Origin of the sequence: Allomuricauda sp. NFXS6 (genome assembly GCF_040148835.1) — a bacterium.
In the GTDB taxonomy this organism is placed as follows: domain Bacteria; phylum Bacteroidota; class Bacteroidia; order Flavobacteriales; family Flavobacteriaceae; genus Flagellimonas.
Window position 1 is genome coordinate 28,821 of the sequence record NZ_JAGEMG010000008.1, and the last position, 16,330, is coordinate 45,150.

Below are 16,330 nucleotides of genomic sequence, written 5' to 3' on the forward strand. Positions count from 1 at the left end.
TATTAATTTTGGTTAACCGTTAAATTTTGAAGGGATGTATAGTCTTTAACATCTGGGAGCTAAAATAAATGGTCGAAGCAAGGTTAGGGATTAAGGAATTTCCAATAATTATTAGGGAAAAGGCAAAAGGGTTGTTGAAAGATTAAATTAGATTACAGAAAAGTAAAATTGATGACAAAAGCAGGGAGAATTACTTAAAGAAAGTCAAATAGGCAGTTATATTTTATGACAATCGACCATAGTTGAAAGAGAAATATGACCATAATGAAGAATATAAAGATGAAGTAACCTAAATGGACAAAAAAATGAATAGTTTGCATACTACTTACAAAGTAAAATAGGAACTCGCCTGAAAATGATTCAAAAAATATCGAGTAAAACCAAAACAATGAAAAACATCTTTTTAATTCTTTTTGTCATTGGGACATTCTTAAGTGTTCAAGGCCAAACCATCGATGTTATTTCGTATAACATCCGATACGATAATCCAGATGATGCACCCAACCATTGGGACAACCGAAAGGATTTTTTGATATCGCAGCTTAATTTCTACAATCCAGATGTATTTGGTATTCAAGAGGGGTTGATTCATCAAGTAAAAGAGATTGATACAGGCTTAAAGGACTACACTTATTTTGGCGTTGGGCGCGATTATGGAGACGAAAGAGGAGAACATACCGCTATTTTCTACAACACTGAACGGATTAAGCTACTTGAAGAATCCACCTTTTGGCTGTCTACTACCCCCGAAAAACCATCCAAAGGATGGGATGCTGCTTTACCCAGAACATGCACCTACGGTATTTTTGAAAATAAAAGTGATGGTACCAAGTTTATGGTTTTCAATACCCACTTTGATCATGTAGGCGTCAAGGCACGGGAAGAAAGCTCCAAACTTATCCTTGAGAAAATTAAGGAGTTGAACACCGAAGACCATCCGGTGGTTTTAACAGGAGATTTTAATTTGGAAAATGATAGTCCAGGGGTACAGGTTATTGTTGGTGAAATGGCAGATGCTCATATTGCTGCTGGTGAAAACGCTTTTGGTCCAGATGGAACTTTCAACGGCTTTGAGTTCAACAAACCCGTGGAACGAAGAATCGACTATATTTTTGTTTCCGATGATTTTGAGGTACTAAAAAGTGCGATTTTAAGCGATTCCAAGGATACCCGATATCCCTCCGACCATTTGCCCGTTTTTGCGCGGTTAAAATATTGAGCCGAATCAAAATGGTCAACAACTTTAATAACTTTATTAGTTGGTTTCGGGATGAATTACCCGCTTCTTATTTGTATTGATTTTAAGTAACTTAAGAAAAACTAAAAACAATGTTAATTTTTCATGGTTGTTTGAAGTAATATTCCATTTTGTTCTAATAAAGCTTTAACTTCAAAGGGAATTAATCAACATTATGGCAACATTTACACTTAACATCAATGGTACAAAACAGGAGGTCGATGTGGATCCATCCACTCCGGTCCTCTGGGTTTTAAGAGATCACTTAAACTTGGTTGGAACAAAATATGGATGCGGTATAGCACAATGCGGAGCCTGCACCATTCATATGGATGGCACAGCTACAAGAGCGTGTATGCTGACCGTTTCATCCGTGGGCAACTCTGAAATTACAACAATAGAAGGATTGTCCGAAGAAGGCGACCACCCAGTTCAAAAAGCTTGGTTGGAAGAGGATGTGCCCCAATGTGGGTATTGCCAAGCTGGTCAAATTATGACAGCTTCGGCACTTTTGGAGAAAAATCCAAACCCAACAGACGAAGAAATTGAAATGGCCATGAACGGCAACATCTGTCGCTGTGGCACGTATACCAGAATCAAAAAAGCCGTGAAACTAGCGGCTAAATCATAACCCATAAAACTAGTATAATGACACTTGTAAAGACAAAAATAGGACGACGCGCCTTTATTAGGAATACAGGATTGGCTAGTGGTGGACTTGTTATAGGGTTTAGCTGGTTAGCTTCTTGTAAAATGACTCCAGAGCAGGTAAATAGCCTGCCAGATGAGTGGTTCGAACTCAACGGTTTCCTAAAAGTAGGGGATAACGGTATGGTGACCATCATGTCGCCCAACCCCGAAATAGGTCAGAACGTAAAAACATCCATGCCCATGATCGTGGCAGAAGAGCTCGATATTGCATGGAAGGATGTATTGGTGGAACAAGCTCCATTGAACACCGATATTTTCACACGGCAATTGGCAGGAGGTAGTCAGTCCATCCGACAAGGATGGGAAAGTTTACGAATGGCGGGAGCCACCGCAAGGCATATGTTGAAAGAAGCCGCGGCGCAAGCTTGGGGCGTTTCTGCAGATGAAATCACCACAAAGGATGGTGTACTCACCCATGAAGGAAGTGGAAATTCGGCAGGTTACGGGGAAATGGCCTCTGCTGCCACAAGTATCGAAGTACCCGAAGAAGTCCAGTTAAAAGATAACAATAACTTTTCCATCATAGGTACAGACAAGAAAAACGTGGATGGTAAAAAAATAGTTACCGGTAAGCCACTTTTTGGATTGGACGTATATAAAGAGGGAATGCTTACTGCCATGATCGTTCATCCACCAGCTTTTGGTATGAAATTCAAAAGCATGAATGCGGAATCGGTAAAGTCCATGCCTGGAATAAAAGATGTTTTTCACTTTGAGGCATATCCTGAAGATGTTGAAAAACAATGGTCGGATGGTGGCGGTATCCCAGAATTGGTTGCCATTGTCGGTGATAGTACTTGGGAATGCATGCAGGCCAAAAAAGCATTGGATGTGGAATGGGAAGAAGCCTCAAAGTTGGAAAGTACGTCTTACCATAATGAAGCCCTTGCATCACTTTTGGATAAACCTCAAGAGGAGCCTGCAAGAAAGGATGGAGATGTGGAAGCAGCCTTTAAAAAGGCAGCAAAGATTGTTGAAAGCACCTATTCAGCTCCTTATTTGGCCCATAACACTATGGAGCCCATGAACTTTTTTGCACACGTTACCCCAGAAAAAGCTGAATTGCTCGGCCCAGTACAGACTCCAGAATTTCTAGAGAAAACCTTGGTGTCCCGATTGGGAATGCCTGCAGAAAAAATAGATGTCATGATGACCCGCATGGGTGGTGGTTTTGGCCGTCGCTTGTACGGAACCTTTGCGGTGGAAGCAGCCTCAATTTCCCAAAAAATGAACGCTCCCGTTAAATTGGTGTATTCCAGGGAAGATGATATGACCCAAGGTACCTATCGTCCATCTTACAAAGTAAAATATAAAGCTGGACTTGATGAAAATGGAAATCTTATCGCATGGCACGTGCGTGGGGCGGGAACCAATGATGACTTGATTTTCGAGAATCGTTTCCCGGCAGGAGCCGTGGATAACTATTTGGCGGAGAAGCATAGCTTGCAGAGCAACGTGACCACAGGGGCATGGAGAGCACCGCGTTCCAACTTTATTGCAGGAGCTGAACAAGCTTTTATGGATGAGGTAGCAGAAGCTGCTGGAAAAGACCCATTGGAGTTCCGTTTGGAACTTTTTGATAGAGCAATAAACAATCCAGTAGGCGACCCGGAAAAGAACGATTACGACCCAGAACGATATGCCGGAGTATTGAAACTTGTTAAGGAAAAAGCCAATTGGGGCTCCGAAACAGGTAAAGCCCGAGGTGTTGCGGCATACTACTGCCACAATTCCTATGTGGCCCAAGTTTTGGAACTGGAAGATGGTGGCGATATGCCAAGGGTAGATAATATTATCTGCGCCGTAGATTGCGGTATCGTAATTAATCCATTGGCGGCCAAAAACCAGATAGAAGGGGGTATAATAGATGGTATTGGACACTCAACCTTTAGCGCATTGACTTTTGAAGATGGAAAGCCAGAGCAATCCAATTTTGATACATATCGTCTTATGCGTCATTCCGAAGCGCCCAAAAACATAGAAGTGCATTTTGTAGATAATGGCATTGACCCAACCGGTCTTGGAGAACCTTCCTTACCGCCCGCCATTGCCGCATTATCCAATGCGCTCTACAAAGCAAAAGGAAGACGTTTTTACAAACAGCCATTCATAAATGATAAACCGCCATTGGTAGGTTAATCCATATTCGATCAAAATAGACAAATAGTAGCTGGTCAGTAGATGTTTTTACTGACCAGTTTTTATGTGGACATATTATTTGTTTTGATTTTTGAGTGTAAACAACTGATAAACAAATTGTTATTCAATGTAAATTTTTTTGTGAAAAAAGTTGCAGTATTGGATTTTTAGTTATGTTTGCCCCATAAATGAGTCCATCTAAATTGGATGAATTGCCTACAGGCTTTGAAAAATTTTTTCATGTTCGGGCTTTTGGGGATAGGAAAGTCAACCCAAAAAGCCGTCTTACGATTAAGACACCGAATACACGGGCTGACTTTCGAAGAGCTTCATCATTTTAACCGTGATTTTTCGCGGATACCTTACTTTGTACCTTATACCGTTTTTGAATTTCGTATTTGATAAAGTTTGATTTTCAAACTTCCCTAAATATCATTAGTTTATAATTTAATTACGAAATTCAAATGAAAACGAAATACATCGATTTAATCGAGCAGACGTATGATTTTCCCCAGGAGGAATTCCAGTTGAACGACAATAAATTGCAGTTTCATGGAATAGATCTCCAAGCTTTGGTTCAAAAGTATGGTACACCCTTAAAGTTTACCTATTTGCCCAAAATATCGGACAACATCCAAAGGGCAAAAAAGTGGTTCAATTCCGCTATTGAAAAACATAAATATGCAGGGAAATACCATTATTGCTACTGTACCAAAAGTTCTCATTTTGAGCACGTGCTGAACGAAGCCCTTAAAAATGATATCCATATCGAGACTTCCTCAGCTTTCGACATTAACATTGTTGAGCATTTGAAAAGTACCGGTAAAATCTCGAAGGATACCTATGTAATCTGTAATGGTTTCAAGAGGGATCAATACATTCAGAATATTGCAAAATTGATCAACGAAGGCCATAGAAACTGCATTCCGATAATTGATAACTATGAGGAAATCGATTTATTGGGAGAAGCTATTGAGGGAAAATACCAGATTGGAATCCGAATTGCCTCAGAAGAAGAACCTAAATTTGAGTTTTACACATCAAGATTGGGCATTGGCTACAAAAACATTGTACCTTTCTTTAATCAATCCATTAAACCCAATGACCAAGTGGAATTGAAGATGCTTCATTTCTTTATAAATACGGGAATTAGGGATACCGCTTATTATTGGAACGAACTTTTAAAGTGTTTGAAGGTGTACATCAACCTAAAAAAGGTATGCCCAACCTTGGACAGCCTTAACATTGGAGGTGGTTTTCCCATCAAAAACTCTTTGGCGTTTGAGTATGATTACGAATATGTGGTTGATGAAATTATTCATCAAATTGGTCAGGCGTGTGATGAGGCGGGAGTGGATGTACCCAATATTTTCACTGAGTTCGGGAGCTTTACCGTGGGAGAGAGCGGCGGAAATATTTACGAAGTGCTGTATCAAAAACAACAGAACGATCGCGAAAAATGGAATATGATCAACTCGTCTTTCATTACCACTATGCCAGATTCTTGGGCAATCAGCAAGAGGTTTATCATGTTGGCCATCAACCGATGGAACGAAGAATATGAGCGTGTACTTTTGGGCGGGCTTACTTGCGATAGCGACGATTATTACAATTCGGAGCAGCATATGAACGCGATTTACCTGCCCAAATACAGGAAAGACAAACCACTTTACATCGGATTCTTTAATACAGGAGCTTACCAAGAAACTATTGGAGGTTTTGGGGGATTGCAACATTGTTTGATTCCCCACCCTAAACATATCCTCATCAACAAAGACGAGGAAGGAAACATTAAGACATCGGTGTTTGCCGAGCAGCAAACAGCTGGAGAGTTCTTATCGATTTTGGGATATGGAAACAAAAAGTCCACAGATATATCGATAGAAGCCAATGATGTATCAGTGTCAAGCAATAATTGAAAAAGGAATTACCATAATAAAAAATGAAAACAGAAAAAACATACGCCGGTATTCCAAAGGAATACGGCACGGCCGAAAAGGCCAAAGTAGTACTCTTACCAGTTCCCTATGATGGCACCAGTACTTGGGGGAAAGGAGCCGACAAAGGTCCAGAAGCCTTTTTGGAAGCCTCGGAAAATATGGAGGTGTACGATATTGAAACCGATAGCGAGGTGTACAAACAAGGTGTATACTTAGCCGATGCTATTGAAGATTTTGAAACCCCGGACACTATGGTTGCTGCGGTCCACAAAACCGTGAAGGAATACATTAACCGTAACAAATTGGTGACCATGGTAGGAGGGGAGCATTCCATTTCCATTGGGGCGATAAGGGCGTTTAATGAATGCTTTGAAGATCTTACCGTACTCCAGATTGATGCGCATGCCGATTTGCGCAAAGAGTACGAAGGTACAAAGTACAATCACGCTTGTGCACTGTACGAAGCCAATGAGACCACTAATTTGGTCCAGGTAGGTATTCGCAGTATGGATCATGCCGAAACATTGGTGATGGATAGGGACAGGGTCTTTTTTGCCCACGAAATGATTTCCGATGATTTTTGGATGGATTCCGCATTGGATTTAATGACCGACAATGTCTACATCACTTTTGATTTGGATGCTTTTGACCCATCCATCATGCCATCGACAGGAACACCGGAGCCGGGCGGATTGCTATGGTACGAAACCCTTGACTTTTTGCGACGGGTTTTCAAAGAAAAGAATGTGGTTGGTTTTGATATTGTGGAACTCTGTCCAAATGATATTGACAAATCATCGGATTTCTTGGCAGCAAAACTCTACTACAAAATGTTGAGCTATAAATTTTCAGATAACAACGATTTCACGGAATAAAGGTTTAAAGCAAGGACAAAACCTTCAAAAATTCCAAAAACATTGTAATTATAATGAGTAACAAAGGAGAAATATCACAATTTATACAAAAGTACTTTTTGCACTTTAACGCTGCCGCTTTGGTGGATGCCGCCAAAGGCTATGAAGCGCAATTAAACCAGGGTTCCAAGATGTTGGTTTCCTTGGCCGGCGCCATGAGCACGGCGGAACTGGGCAAAATATTTGCGGAAATGATCCGTACCGATAAAGTTCATATTATATCGTGCACAGGAGCTAATCTTGAAGAGGATCTAATGAACTTGGTGGCCCATTCCCACTATAAACGAGTGCCCAACTACAGGGACTTGACCCCCCAACAAGAATGGGATCTTTTGGAAAAGGGTTTAAATCGAGTCACAGACACTTGCATTCCCGAAGAAGAAGCTTTTAGAAGGTTACAGAAGCACATTTATGACATTTGGAAGGAAGCCGAAGCAAAAGGGGAACGTTATTTTCCACATGAGTATATGTACAAGCTATTGCTTTCAGGTGTTTTGGAGCAATACTACGAAATAGATATTAAGGATTCGTGGATGTATGCAGCGGCGGAAAAAAACTTGCCCATTGTAGTTCCTGGTTGGGAAGACAGTACCATGGGGAATATTTTTGCCAGCTATGTGATCAAAGGGGAACTCAAAGCGAGCACCGTAAAATCAGGTATTGAGTACATGACTTTTTTGGCCGATTGGTATATGAAAAACTCGGATAATGGTATTGGATTTTTCCAGATTGGTGGGGGTATCGCAGGCGACTTTCCTATCTGTGTAGTACCAATGCTCTATCAAGATTTGGAACAGACCGAAACCCCGTTTTGGAGCTATTTTTGCCAGATCAGCGATTCCACTACCAGCTACGGGTCTTATTCCGGGGCTGTGCCCAACGAGAAGATTACTTGGGGCAAGTTGGACATTGACACCCCTAAATTCATTGTAGAATCGGATGCGACCATCGTGGCGCCGCTGATTTTTGCTTATTTATTGGATATGTAACCATGAGAAAATCACAAACAAACGTTTTAAAAAGAGTGATTGTCGACTATAAAAAGTTGGACAATGCCATGCTCAATCTTCTTGTTGAAAAATTCCCCGATGGATACGATGACGATGATATCGTTACTTACAGGAACGCCAACAACGAAGTAGTGGAATGTGTCGAGGTTCGAACAGAAGATACTGCCTATTTGGTCAAGGTCAGCAAACGATTGGTTATGGCGATGGAGGATTTTGATGATTCGGACAATGATAACGAAGAGGATACCTCCCTGGATACCGAAGAGCTTGAAGGGTCAGAAGAAGAATAGGCTTTAATAACTTATGTTTAAGGACTCTTTGTGCATTTTTAATGGAAATTTGTCAATTTGAGTGATTTTTTGATGCAAATCAAAAAATAGTATCGAGAATTAGAATTTCAAAGTAGGAGTTTCTGTGTCTCGACCTGCCTGCCGGCAGGTAGGTACTTTTCCTGAGGGGGAAAACTCGAACTGACATTTCTTTTGCAGTTTAACACAACGCATACAACAGTTTGATAGATTAATATGGCACCAAAAGCAATGGCTCTGCACCTGGCAGCGAGTATCAATATTCCTGCTTGCAGGACCGCTTTGAACAAAGAACTGGTATTTGGGGACAGGGATGAACTTTTTTATTCCGATGCATCACGTTACCTTTATGTCTTCAGATATGGAGTGGTTTCCTATTTTGGGTATAACCAAGCAGAAGTTTCACAACTTTTGATGGAAATTAAACCGTTTTGTGAGGAATGGAGGGAATCGGACATTACAGAGACGATGGAAATGGAATTGGTGTCCGATCAAGAAAAGGCAATGATAGTCCAAGAAAAAGTGATATTGCCAAAGTCCAATGTGGAAGGTATACGCTTGGCATTGTTGCATTTGTCACAATCCGTGGCCCTAGATCATTTTGCAGGACTCTCGGAACAGGCAATGAAAGAAACCCGACAGCACACCACCTATCTGGAACGAAATGGAAAATTGGACCTGAGCGGAAAGAAGTTGAAGAGGCATATTGCCAAGGTGTTGAACATAAACAATCAAATTTCTGAAAGCCTCTATATTTTTGATTCCCACGAAGCGGTATGGGAAGATCAGGAACTCGACCGATTGGACAAAGGTTTAAAACAAATCTTTGATTTGAAGGAGCGATACCGTAATATAAAGGAGCAGGGAATTGTAATCAAGGAAAATCTCAGTCTGTTCATGAATATTATGGACCATAGGGAAAGCAGTAGGCTGGAGTGGATCATTATTATTTTGATTTTGGTCGAGGTCGTGGATCTGTTTATTATGCGATTAATCAATTAAATACATATTAGTTTTGAGCGATTTTAAAATATTGGGCAGCGAAGAATGGTGCCAGTTTAATGATTTAAGAATTCCAGCCATAAAGGCAAGGGTGGATTCCGGAGCTAAAACGTCATCCATCCAAGCCAGTAAGATTAAAATCTTTAATAAGGGATTGGAAGAATGGGTACGGTTCGAGGTAAGCCCCGTTCAAGACAATAGAAGTATTTCCATACTGTGTGAGGCCAAGTTGGTCGATGTGCGTAGCGTTAAAAGTTCGCAAGGTATTGCCGAAGAACGACCTGTTATTAAGACTACCGTAAATATTGATGGCGATGCTTTTGAAATTGAATTGACCTTGGCCAATAGGGATACCATGGAGTACCGTATGCTTTTGGGTCGCGAGGCTATCAACGGAAGGTACTTGGTAGATCCATCCCAAAGTTTTATACAGGGAGATATCACCGAGGAAGAGTTGCAAAATAAATACAAGCCCTTTACAACGGAAAAAAAGGGACTCCGCTTAGGGCTTTTGGCAAGTAATCCAAATTTGTACAGTAACAAAAGAATCATTGAGGCAGGCGAGATGCGTGGCCATAAAGTGGTTTTTCTGAACGTCGAGCACGTTTATATGAAATTGGATGCCTCGACCCCGGAAATCAGGTACCGAGGCGGAAACATTTTGGATAAGTTCGATGCCGTAATTCCGAGAATTAAACCAGCCGTAACTTTTTATGGTTGTGCGCTCTTACGACAGTTTGATACCTTGGGTGTCTATTGTTTAAACTCTGCCGATTCCATAGGTAGGTCTAGGGATAAGCTATTTGCTTCGCAGTTGTTCTCCAAAAACGATATTCATATTCCCACTACAGGTTTTGCCAAATCCCCAATGGATACCAAGGACCTTATCCGAATGGTCAGTGGTGCCCCATTGATCATTAAATTACTGGAGAGTACCCAAGGCAAAGGTGTTGTACTGGCAGAAACCAATAAAGCTGCCGAGAGTGTAATCAATGCATTTAAAAGTGTCCAGACCAACATTTTGGTGCAAGAGTTCATAAAGGAAGCCAATGGACACGATATCCGTTGTTTTGTGGTAAACGGAAAGGTAGTTGCTTCCATGCAACGTACGGCCCAGAAAGGTGAATTTAGAGCAAACATTCACCAGGGAGGAGCTGCGGCAAAAGTTAAGATAACCCCAGAGGAACGAAAACTGGCTATCAAATCTGCAAAAGTGTTCAATTTGGATGTGGCAGGAGTTGACCTTATCCGCTCCAACAAAGGACCACTATTGTTGGAAGTAAACTCTTCACCAGGACTTCAAGGAATAGAAAATACCACAGGTAAGGATATTGCCAATGTGATGATCGAGACCATTGAGAAAAAATTAAAATATAAGCAATAGCTCGATAATTTTATTCAATTATTTGAAATTCAATAAATTATCTATTTTCAGATATATTTTCCTACACAAGGCTCTAAAAACACAAATATAAATTGAAAATGGGCATCCGTTAACGGAGAAGCCCCATTGGTTAATTGTACCCTTTCCAATTAAAAATACAATAGTATGTTTGTCTCAGTTAACAAAAAGCTTTAGAGCTTAAGTTAAAAACCTTAAATAAGATTGGGGTGATTATAGGGTACTTAGTGTTCTTTTCCTGACGTCTTATTATAACTAAGGTTTACGTTGCTCCAAGGGGTTTTTGAGGTTGAGCCCCTTGGTTGTAACGGTTTTCTAAGATCAAATTATGTTCCCATAAATTTGACCTACTTTTTCGGAAAGGAGCCGTTTTCACGGCTCCTTTTTATTTGGTAGATGTTCAAAACACTACCAAAGAACCAAATCATTCACAATTGTTCACATCTTTTAAGAAAACCGGAAATGCCTTAGGTGTAAGTTTTTGAACAAAAAACCTACTTTTGTAAAGTAACATTTCAGGAAGAAGATTTATGTCAGAACAAGTGGAAAGAATCAAAACATTGATTATTGGATCAGGGCCTGCTGGATATACGGCAGCCATTTATGCTTCTAGGGCAGATTTAAAACCAGTTTTATATACAGGGATGGAACCTGGTGGACAGTTGACCACAACTACCGAAGTGGACAACTTTCCCGGTTATCCGGATGGAATTGACGGGCCGGCCATGATGATGCAGTTGCAGCAACAGGCCGAAAGGTTTGGTACCGAAGTCCGAATAGGGATGGTTACGGCTGTAGAACTTAGTGATGAGGTCGGAGGAATCCATAAAATTACCGTGGATGAATCTACCCAATTGGAAGCGGAAACCATTATCATCTCCACAGGTGCATCGGCCAAATATTTGAATATACCTAGCGAACAACGTTTACGAGGCGGTGGTGTATCTGCCTGTGCCGTTTGCGATGGATTTTTCTATAAAGGTCAAGAAGTGGCCATTGTTGGAGCAGGGGACACTGCTGCGGAAGAGGCATCGTATCTAGCGAACATCTGCACAAAAGTTACTATGTTGGTACGTAAAGATTATATGCGTGCATCTAAGGCCATGCAACATAGGGTTAATAGTTTGGACAATATTGAAATTCGATATAACACCGAAGTGGACGAAGTTTTGGGTGACCAAGTCGTGGAAGGAGTGCGCGTGGTGAACAATGAAACCGGCGAAAAGGAGGAAATACCCGTAACAGGTCTGTTTATAGCCATTGGACACAAGCCCAATACGGATATTTTTAAAGGACAGCTGGATATGGATGAAACAGGTTACATTATAACCCAGCCTAAATCTACAAAAACAAACAAGCCCGGCGTTTTTGCCAGTGGGGATGCACAGGATAAAATTTACAGACAAGCCGTAACCGCTGCCGGAACAGGTTGTATGGCAGCATTGGATGCAGAACGTTACCTTGCGGCCGTAGAGAGCAAAGAAATGCTAGCATCATAAATACATTGATACCGAAAACAAAAGAGGGTGTTTAAAAAGTATTGAAACACGTCATTCTGAATTTATTTCAGAATCTCATTATACTGATAAACAAATCATTATGAGAACCTGAATCAAGTTCAGGTTGACGAAAATCGCCTTTTTAGACACCCTCTTTTTTGTGATTTGATTAATCAATCCGTTTGTAATTTTCGGAAAATGTTCTATTTCCATCTGCGTCAACTGTAATTTGACTGAAGGTGTCCTCTTTTAGAATTAGCTCAAACGTAAAGTTTCGCATGGTATCCAACGCTTTCATCATATCATCGTCACCATATTCAATAACCTCTGTTAAAGAGTTGTCGGTTACCCTGTAAGAACCGTACCCAAACCTACCATTGGGTTCATCCGGTACATATCGTGTCCACATAATCTTTTTTTTGGAGTACATTTTAACTTGTCTGTATCCATCCGATTTTTTAATAGTATCTATAACGTTTTCTCCGTCATAGTTGTAAAAACTTTGAAGTTCCCATGTGCCTTCAATGGTTGGGTTTTTCGTGTCGTATTCCTTAAAGCTTCCCGCAGTCAAAAAAATAAAAACGAGAGAGAAAAGTAAAACTGATTTTTTCATAATGCCCTACTTTTATATTGTTAGAATATTTAAAAGATAAGAATAAATATTAACAATTTTAAATTTTTAGGCTTCAAAAATGATATGTATGTATTTTTATATATAGATTTTTGATAAAATGATAATACATGTTTTAAGTGGGTCGGAGCATCAATCCATCCTTCATCACTCTTTTGTTCGGAGGAACTTAAAAAACGTCGCTTTTAGTTAAGTAAATCAATCCCTCATCGGTTTCGTTCAAAATGCGTTTGGTACGTAGGTAGCGGTTGTAATTATATTCATCAAAATTATCCGCCTGTTTTTCCATGCTACTAATCCGCACTTTTCCTGAAGAGTGAATAAACTCATTGTTGCCGATCCACATTCCTACATGGACCACTCGTTCCCGACTTGAGTCCGTGGCTTTACTTCCAAAGAAGAGCAGATCACCAGGGATAAGCTTGTCAAACTGTTTGGAGTCATCGATTAAAATTCCCTCGTTGATTTGTTGTGAAGCATCACGGGGAATAATCATGCCGTTCATAAAATACACGGTCTTGGTAAAACCGCTGCAATCCACCCCTTTAATAGAGGTTCCTCCCCATAAATACGGAACGCCAAGCATTGATTTGGAGGTCTGTACCAACGATTCCCTGGAGAAATCCAGTGAAGATTTCCAGTTTTGGAACAGTGCGGCTTCCGATTTCAGGACGAACCCTTCCCTGCCATCAGGATAGGTTACTCGGTAAAAGGAACTTTCTTCTGAAACTTTACTTAAGATACTGCCCGCCACAAGGTCGGATACCACCTGCGATGATATGTCTGAATCTGTGTACGAGTTTCCATAGATTTTAGTGTAGATCAACTTTTCCGAGGATTGCCACGCATCAAACGCTGTTTTGTCCATCAATTCGACACCCCCACTGTCTACCCAGCCCAGATATTTATCGGGCGTTTGGATTTGATACCAATTATCATCTTTTTGGTATACATTGAGCGGCATACCCAAAGTGGCCTGCGTTACCAATTCCGAGGAATGTGACGGCTGGGACCTTATATTCGCCACGGAATTGGTGATCACCCCGTAAATTTCACCTTCCAAATCAGTAGCGGGCAATACCTCAATACTATCGGTATAGGTTATTTGTTGCGACTCCAGTTCCATTTCCAGAGCGTTCAATGCTTCAGGCAAATTGGTTTTTCCTTTAATGATGTATCCCGCAGTATTTTTTTCTGATTCAACATCAAAAAGCGCAATACGTTTATCCGGAGCATACTTTTCTTTAATGGAAGCTATAATATCATCTACCGTATCCGCTTCACTGCTTTTTTCTGTGTTACATGCAGATAAAATAAGGGCAATCAATAAAACGAGGTGAAGTCCGTTTATACGGAGGGATGGAAATTTCATGAAGTTATTTTATGGGTTTTACCTAAGTCGATACATGTAAAATAACCAATAAATAAGATATGTTCATCAATCTGTTAGCGTATTTACAATAGCAACCAATTTTTGAATATCTTCCTTTTTATGATAGGCGCTCAATACAAGACGGCTAACCCTAGGGCCGTTTTCATCAGGGTAATTGAAATTAGTAAAAACGAACCCGTCCTTATTCAAGGCAGATGCGACTTCATCATTCTGAAACTCAAAGGTGGGGTGACCATCTATATGATCAAAAAATGATGGGTTTTTCAGTTGGGACTTAAATAGTCGATAGTTGTTTTTGAGTGTTTCCAAGCGTTCAGAAAACAAATCTTTGGCCTCCAAGAGTGTTGCCATAAATGCGGGTGATGCGGGACTGGCACCACCATAAAACGATGTGCTTTCCAATAGCTTAATGTCTTCATGGTCCCCAAAAACAGCTCCTGCCTGTATGCCCAAAGCTTTGCCCAAGGAGCAGCAGACCAAAAGTTTAGCTGATTGTAAGGCCTTGAGCATACTATAACAACCATTTCCATTGTCACCCACAATGCCAATGCCGTGCGAATCATCACCGACCAAGATCACCTTGTTCAAAGGAAGCTGACGGAGTCCTTCAAAGTTTGGGAACTGTTGGCCAGAAAAATCAATGGTGTCAAAAAGAATCACGGGGATTTGTTGATTCCTTGCTATTTCTTCGGATATAAATTGAACCAATTCATCCATATCCGATGCAGTTTTCACGCCATTGATGAGAAGAGCGGTGTGGGCGTGGGGCGCCGCAATGACGGAATGTCCTTTTTCCAGTAGATGGTGGACCACTAGTTGGGCGGCCAAATAACCACTGGACATCGTCAAGCAGCTTTCGCTTCCTGCCCAGTTGGCCAAATGTCGTTCCGTTGCCCTATAGATATCCAAAGCAATATTCGAGTTTCGGGAGGCACCATAATGCATTCCATACTTGGTAACATTATTCAAGTACAATTCTTTGAAAGGGGTGTGGTTTTGTAGTCCCAAATAGGCGGTTCCACCAAAATATAAGTTTGGTTTTCCATCAATCACGATTTCCCTGTCCGGTATGCGTTGAACAGAATGCGCCATTAGAGCAATGCTATTCCACTGCCTGGCAACTTCGGAAAAATGACCTTGCCATTTTCCAAAATCTCAACACCAGTTGCGATATCTCCTTTTAAAAGCATGGCACCATCCATATCCACATAATCCAATTGGGGCAACAATTGCGCAATGGCAGATATTCCCACGGTGGATTCTGTCATACAGCCGACCATTAGCTGTAGTCCTAATTCCCTACCTCTTTTGATCATGCGCCTAGCTGGAGTCAGCCCTCCGCATTTGGTCAATTTAATATTGATGCCGTGAAAATAGGGGCCACATTGTTCCACGTCGCTTTCCACAATACAGCTTTCATCAGCAATAACAGGAAGCACGGATTGTTCTTTGACCAAGGCCATACCTTCCCAATCATCAGCTTTTAGCGGCTGTTCCAAGAATTCTACCCCAAGCTCCTTTAACAAAGGTGCATTTTTGATGGTTTCCTCGGCAGTCCAAGCGGTGTTCGCATCAATACGGAAAATGCTGTCCGTATGTTTGCGCAATTCACGAACAATGGCGACATCATCGGGGGTTCCCAACTTGATTTTGTATAGCGGCCAAGGTTTTTCTTGTAGTTTGGCCACCATTTTCTCGATGGTATCTATACCTATGGTATAGTTGGTCATCGGATACTTTTCAGCAGATGTCCCCCAAATTTCGTAGAGGGGTTTGCCCTGTAGTTTGCCATACAGGTCGTTTGCGGCCAAATCCAAAGCGCAAAGCGTGAATTTGTGTAGGTTCAATGACTCTAAATGCTCATAAAAATTTTCAGGAGTATCGAAGTCATATGCTTCAATTTGGTTCCTTACGGCTTCTATTTCTGCCATCATTCCTTCGATGGTAATTTTATAATAAGGGTTGGAGGTGGCTTCGCCATATCCGGTTTTACCATCCAGCGAAAGGCAAACAACCAAGGTGTCTTGCTCGTCTCGGGATTCCCTTGAAATGGTAAAAGTGTGTGCTAGTTGAAGCGTATATTTCTTGAGCGCTATCTGCATAGTTTGTTAGGTATTGTGTAATGCTAAGATAGGGCTTCGGCT

At 41.1% G+C, this 16,330-nt stretch carries 14 protein-coding genes; 10 read left to right on the forward strand and 4 right to left on the reverse strand.

Features of this window, described 5'->3' with window-relative positions; genetic code table 11:
• Window positions 1–388 precede the first annotated feature (388 nt).
• From J4E06_RS12480 to trxB, 10 genes are all read left to right on the forward strand, one after another.
• Window positions 389–1,219 (forward strand): endonuclease/exonuclease/phosphatase family protein, encoded by an 831-nt coding sequence (locus J4E06_RS12480; RefSeq protein ID WP_349524268.1) that lies wholly within the window; start codon window positions 389–391, stop codon window positions 1,217–1,219.
• A gap of 193 nt (window positions 1,220–1,412) precedes the next feature.
• Complete coding sequence (locus tag J4E06_RS12485) at window positions 1,413–1,868, forward strand: (2Fe-2S)-binding protein (protein WP_349524269.1); 456 nt, start codon at window positions 1,413–1,415, stop codon at window positions 1,866–1,868.
• Between the two features lie 17 nt (window positions 1,869–1,885).
• Window positions 1,886–4,087 carry a xanthine dehydrogenase family protein molybdopterin-binding subunit gene (locus J4E06_RS12490; protein ID WP_349524270.1) on the forward strand — a complete coding sequence of 734 codons (2,202 nt, stop codon included), beginning with the start codon at window positions 1,886–1,888 and terminating at the stop codon, window positions 4,085–4,087.
• A 464-nt stretch (window positions 4,088–4,551) separates the two neighbouring features.
• The gene (locus tag J4E06_RS12495; RefSeq protein ID WP_349524271.1) at window positions 4,552–6,006 is read left to right on the forward strand and encodes an arginine decarboxylase; all 1,455 of its coding nucleotides are present in this window, start codon (window positions 4,552–4,554) and stop codon (window positions 6,004–6,006) included.
• 23 nt (window positions 6,007–6,029) lie between these two features.
• Complete coding sequence (speB, locus tag J4E06_RS12500; protein WP_349524272.1) at window positions 6,030–6,902, forward strand: agmatinase; 873 nt, start codon at window positions 6,030–6,032, stop codon at window positions 6,900–6,902.
• Window positions 6,903–6,955: 53 nt separating this feature from the next.
• Window positions 6,956–7,930, forward strand: coding sequence for a deoxyhypusine synthase family protein (locus tag J4E06_RS12505; RefSeq protein ID WP_349524273.1), 975 nt, complete (start codon window positions 6,956–6,958; stop codon window positions 7,928–7,930).
• 2 nt (window positions 7,931–7,932) lie between these two features.
• Window positions 7,933–8,241: a hypothetical protein gene (locus J4E06_RS12510; protein ID WP_349524274.1), complete on the forward strand. Its 309-nt coding sequence runs from the start codon at window positions 7,933–7,935 to the stop codon at window positions 8,239–8,241.
• 234 nt (window positions 8,242–8,475) lie between these two features.
• On the forward strand, window positions 8,476–9,261 hold the full coding sequence (locus J4E06_RS12515; RefSeq protein WP_349524275.1) for an RMD1 family protein: 786 nt from the start codon (window positions 8,476–8,478) through the stop codon (window positions 9,259–9,261).
• Between the two features lie 13 nt (window positions 9,262–9,274).
• A complete protein-coding gene (gene rimK / locus J4E06_RS12520; RefSeq protein ID WP_349524276.1) occupies window positions 9,275–10,645 on the forward strand; it encodes a 30S ribosomal protein S6--L-glutamate ligase in 1,371 nt (456 codons plus the stop codon).
• A gap of 548 nt (window positions 10,646–11,193) precedes the next feature.
• Window positions 11,194–12,162 (forward strand): thioredoxin-disulfide reductase, encoded by a 969-nt coding sequence (gene trxB, locus J4E06_RS12525; protein WP_349524277.1) that lies wholly within the window; start codon window positions 11,194–11,196, stop codon window positions 12,160–12,162.
• 169 nt (window positions 12,163–12,331) lie between these two features.
• On the opposite strand, the gene J4E06_RS12530 is transcribed toward trxB, so the two are convergent.
• The 4 genes from J4E06_RS12530 to J4E06_RS12545 all read right to left on the reverse strand — a co-directional run bounded on the left by J4E06_RS12530 (window position 12,332) and on the right by J4E06_RS12545 (window position 16,288).
• A complete protein-coding gene (locus J4E06_RS12530; RefSeq protein WP_349524278.1) occupies window positions 12,332–12,775 on the reverse strand; it encodes a hypothetical protein in 444 nt (147 codons plus the stop codon).
• A 187-nt stretch (window positions 12,776–12,962) separates the two neighbouring features.
• Window positions 12,963–14,165, reverse strand: a complete 1,203-nt coding sequence (locus J4E06_RS12535; protein WP_349524279.1) for a C40 family peptidase — start codon at window positions 14,163–14,165, stop codon at window positions 12,963–12,965.
• Between the two features lie 66 nt (window positions 14,166–14,231).
• Window positions 14,232–15,278: a pyridoxal phosphate-dependent aminotransferase family protein gene (locus J4E06_RS12540; protein ID WP_349524280.1), complete on the reverse strand. Its 1,047-nt coding sequence runs from the start codon at window positions 15,276–15,278 to the stop codon at window positions 14,232–14,234.
• The gene (locus tag J4E06_RS12545) at window positions 15,278–16,288 is read right to left on the reverse strand and encodes a dipeptide epimerase (protein WP_349524281.1); all 1,011 of its coding nucleotides are present in this window, start codon (window positions 16,286–16,288) and stop codon (window positions 15,278–15,280) included. Before J4E06_RS12545 ends, J4E06_RS12540 begins: the two co-directional genes overlap by 1 nt.
• Between the last annotated feature and the right edge of the window lie 42 nt (window positions 16,289–16,330).

Bases quoted from the DNA above. Each gene is read 5' to 3' on its own strand.
- J4E06_RS12480 (WP_349524268.1), top strand. From the start codon at position 389: ATGAAAAACATCTTTTTAATTCTTTTTGTCATTGGGACATTCTTAAGT.
- J4E06_RS12485 (WP_349524269.1), top strand. From the start codon at position 1,413: ATGGCAACATTTACACTTAACATCAATGGTACAAAACAGGAGGTCGAT.
- J4E06_RS12490 (WP_349524270.1), top strand. From the start codon at position 1,886: ATGACACTTGTAAAGACAAAAATAGGACGACGCGCCTTTATTAGGAAT.
- J4E06_RS12495 (WP_349524271.1), top strand. From the start codon at position 4,552: ATGAAAACGAAATACATCGATTTAATCGAGCAGACGTATGATTTTCCC.
- speB (WP_349524272.1), top strand. From the start codon at position 6,030: ATGAAAACAGAAAAAACATACGCCGGTATTCCAAAGGAATACGGCACG.
- J4E06_RS12505 (WP_349524273.1), top strand. From the start codon at position 6,956: ATGAGTAACAAAGGAGAAATATCACAATTTATACAAAAGTACTTTTTG.
- J4E06_RS12510 (WP_349524274.1), top strand. From the start codon at position 7,933: ATGAGAAAATCACAAACAAACGTTTTAAAAAGAGTGATTGTCGACTAT.
- J4E06_RS12515 (WP_349524275.1), top strand. From the start codon at position 8,476: ATGGCACCAAAAGCAATGGCTCTGCACCTGGCAGCGAGTATCAATATT.
- trxB (WP_349524277.1), top strand. From the start codon at position 11,194: ATGTCAGAACAAGTGGAAAGAATCAAAACATTGATTATTGGATCAGGG.
- J4E06_RS12530 (WP_349524278.1), bottom strand. From the start codon at position 12,775: ATGAAAAAATCAGTTTTACTTTTCTCTCTCGTTTTTATTTTTTTGACT.
- J4E06_RS12535 (WP_349524279.1), bottom strand. From the start codon at position 14,165: ATGAAATTTCCATCCCTCCGTATAAACGGACTTCACCTCGTTTTATTG.
- J4E06_RS12540 (WP_349524280.1), bottom strand. From the start codon at position 15,278: ATGGCGCATTCTGTTCAACGCATACCGGACAGGGAAATCGTGATTGAT.
- J4E06_RS12545 (WP_349524281.1), bottom strand. From the start codon at position 16,288: ATGCAGATAGCGCTCAAGAAATATACGCTTCAACTAGCACACACTTTT.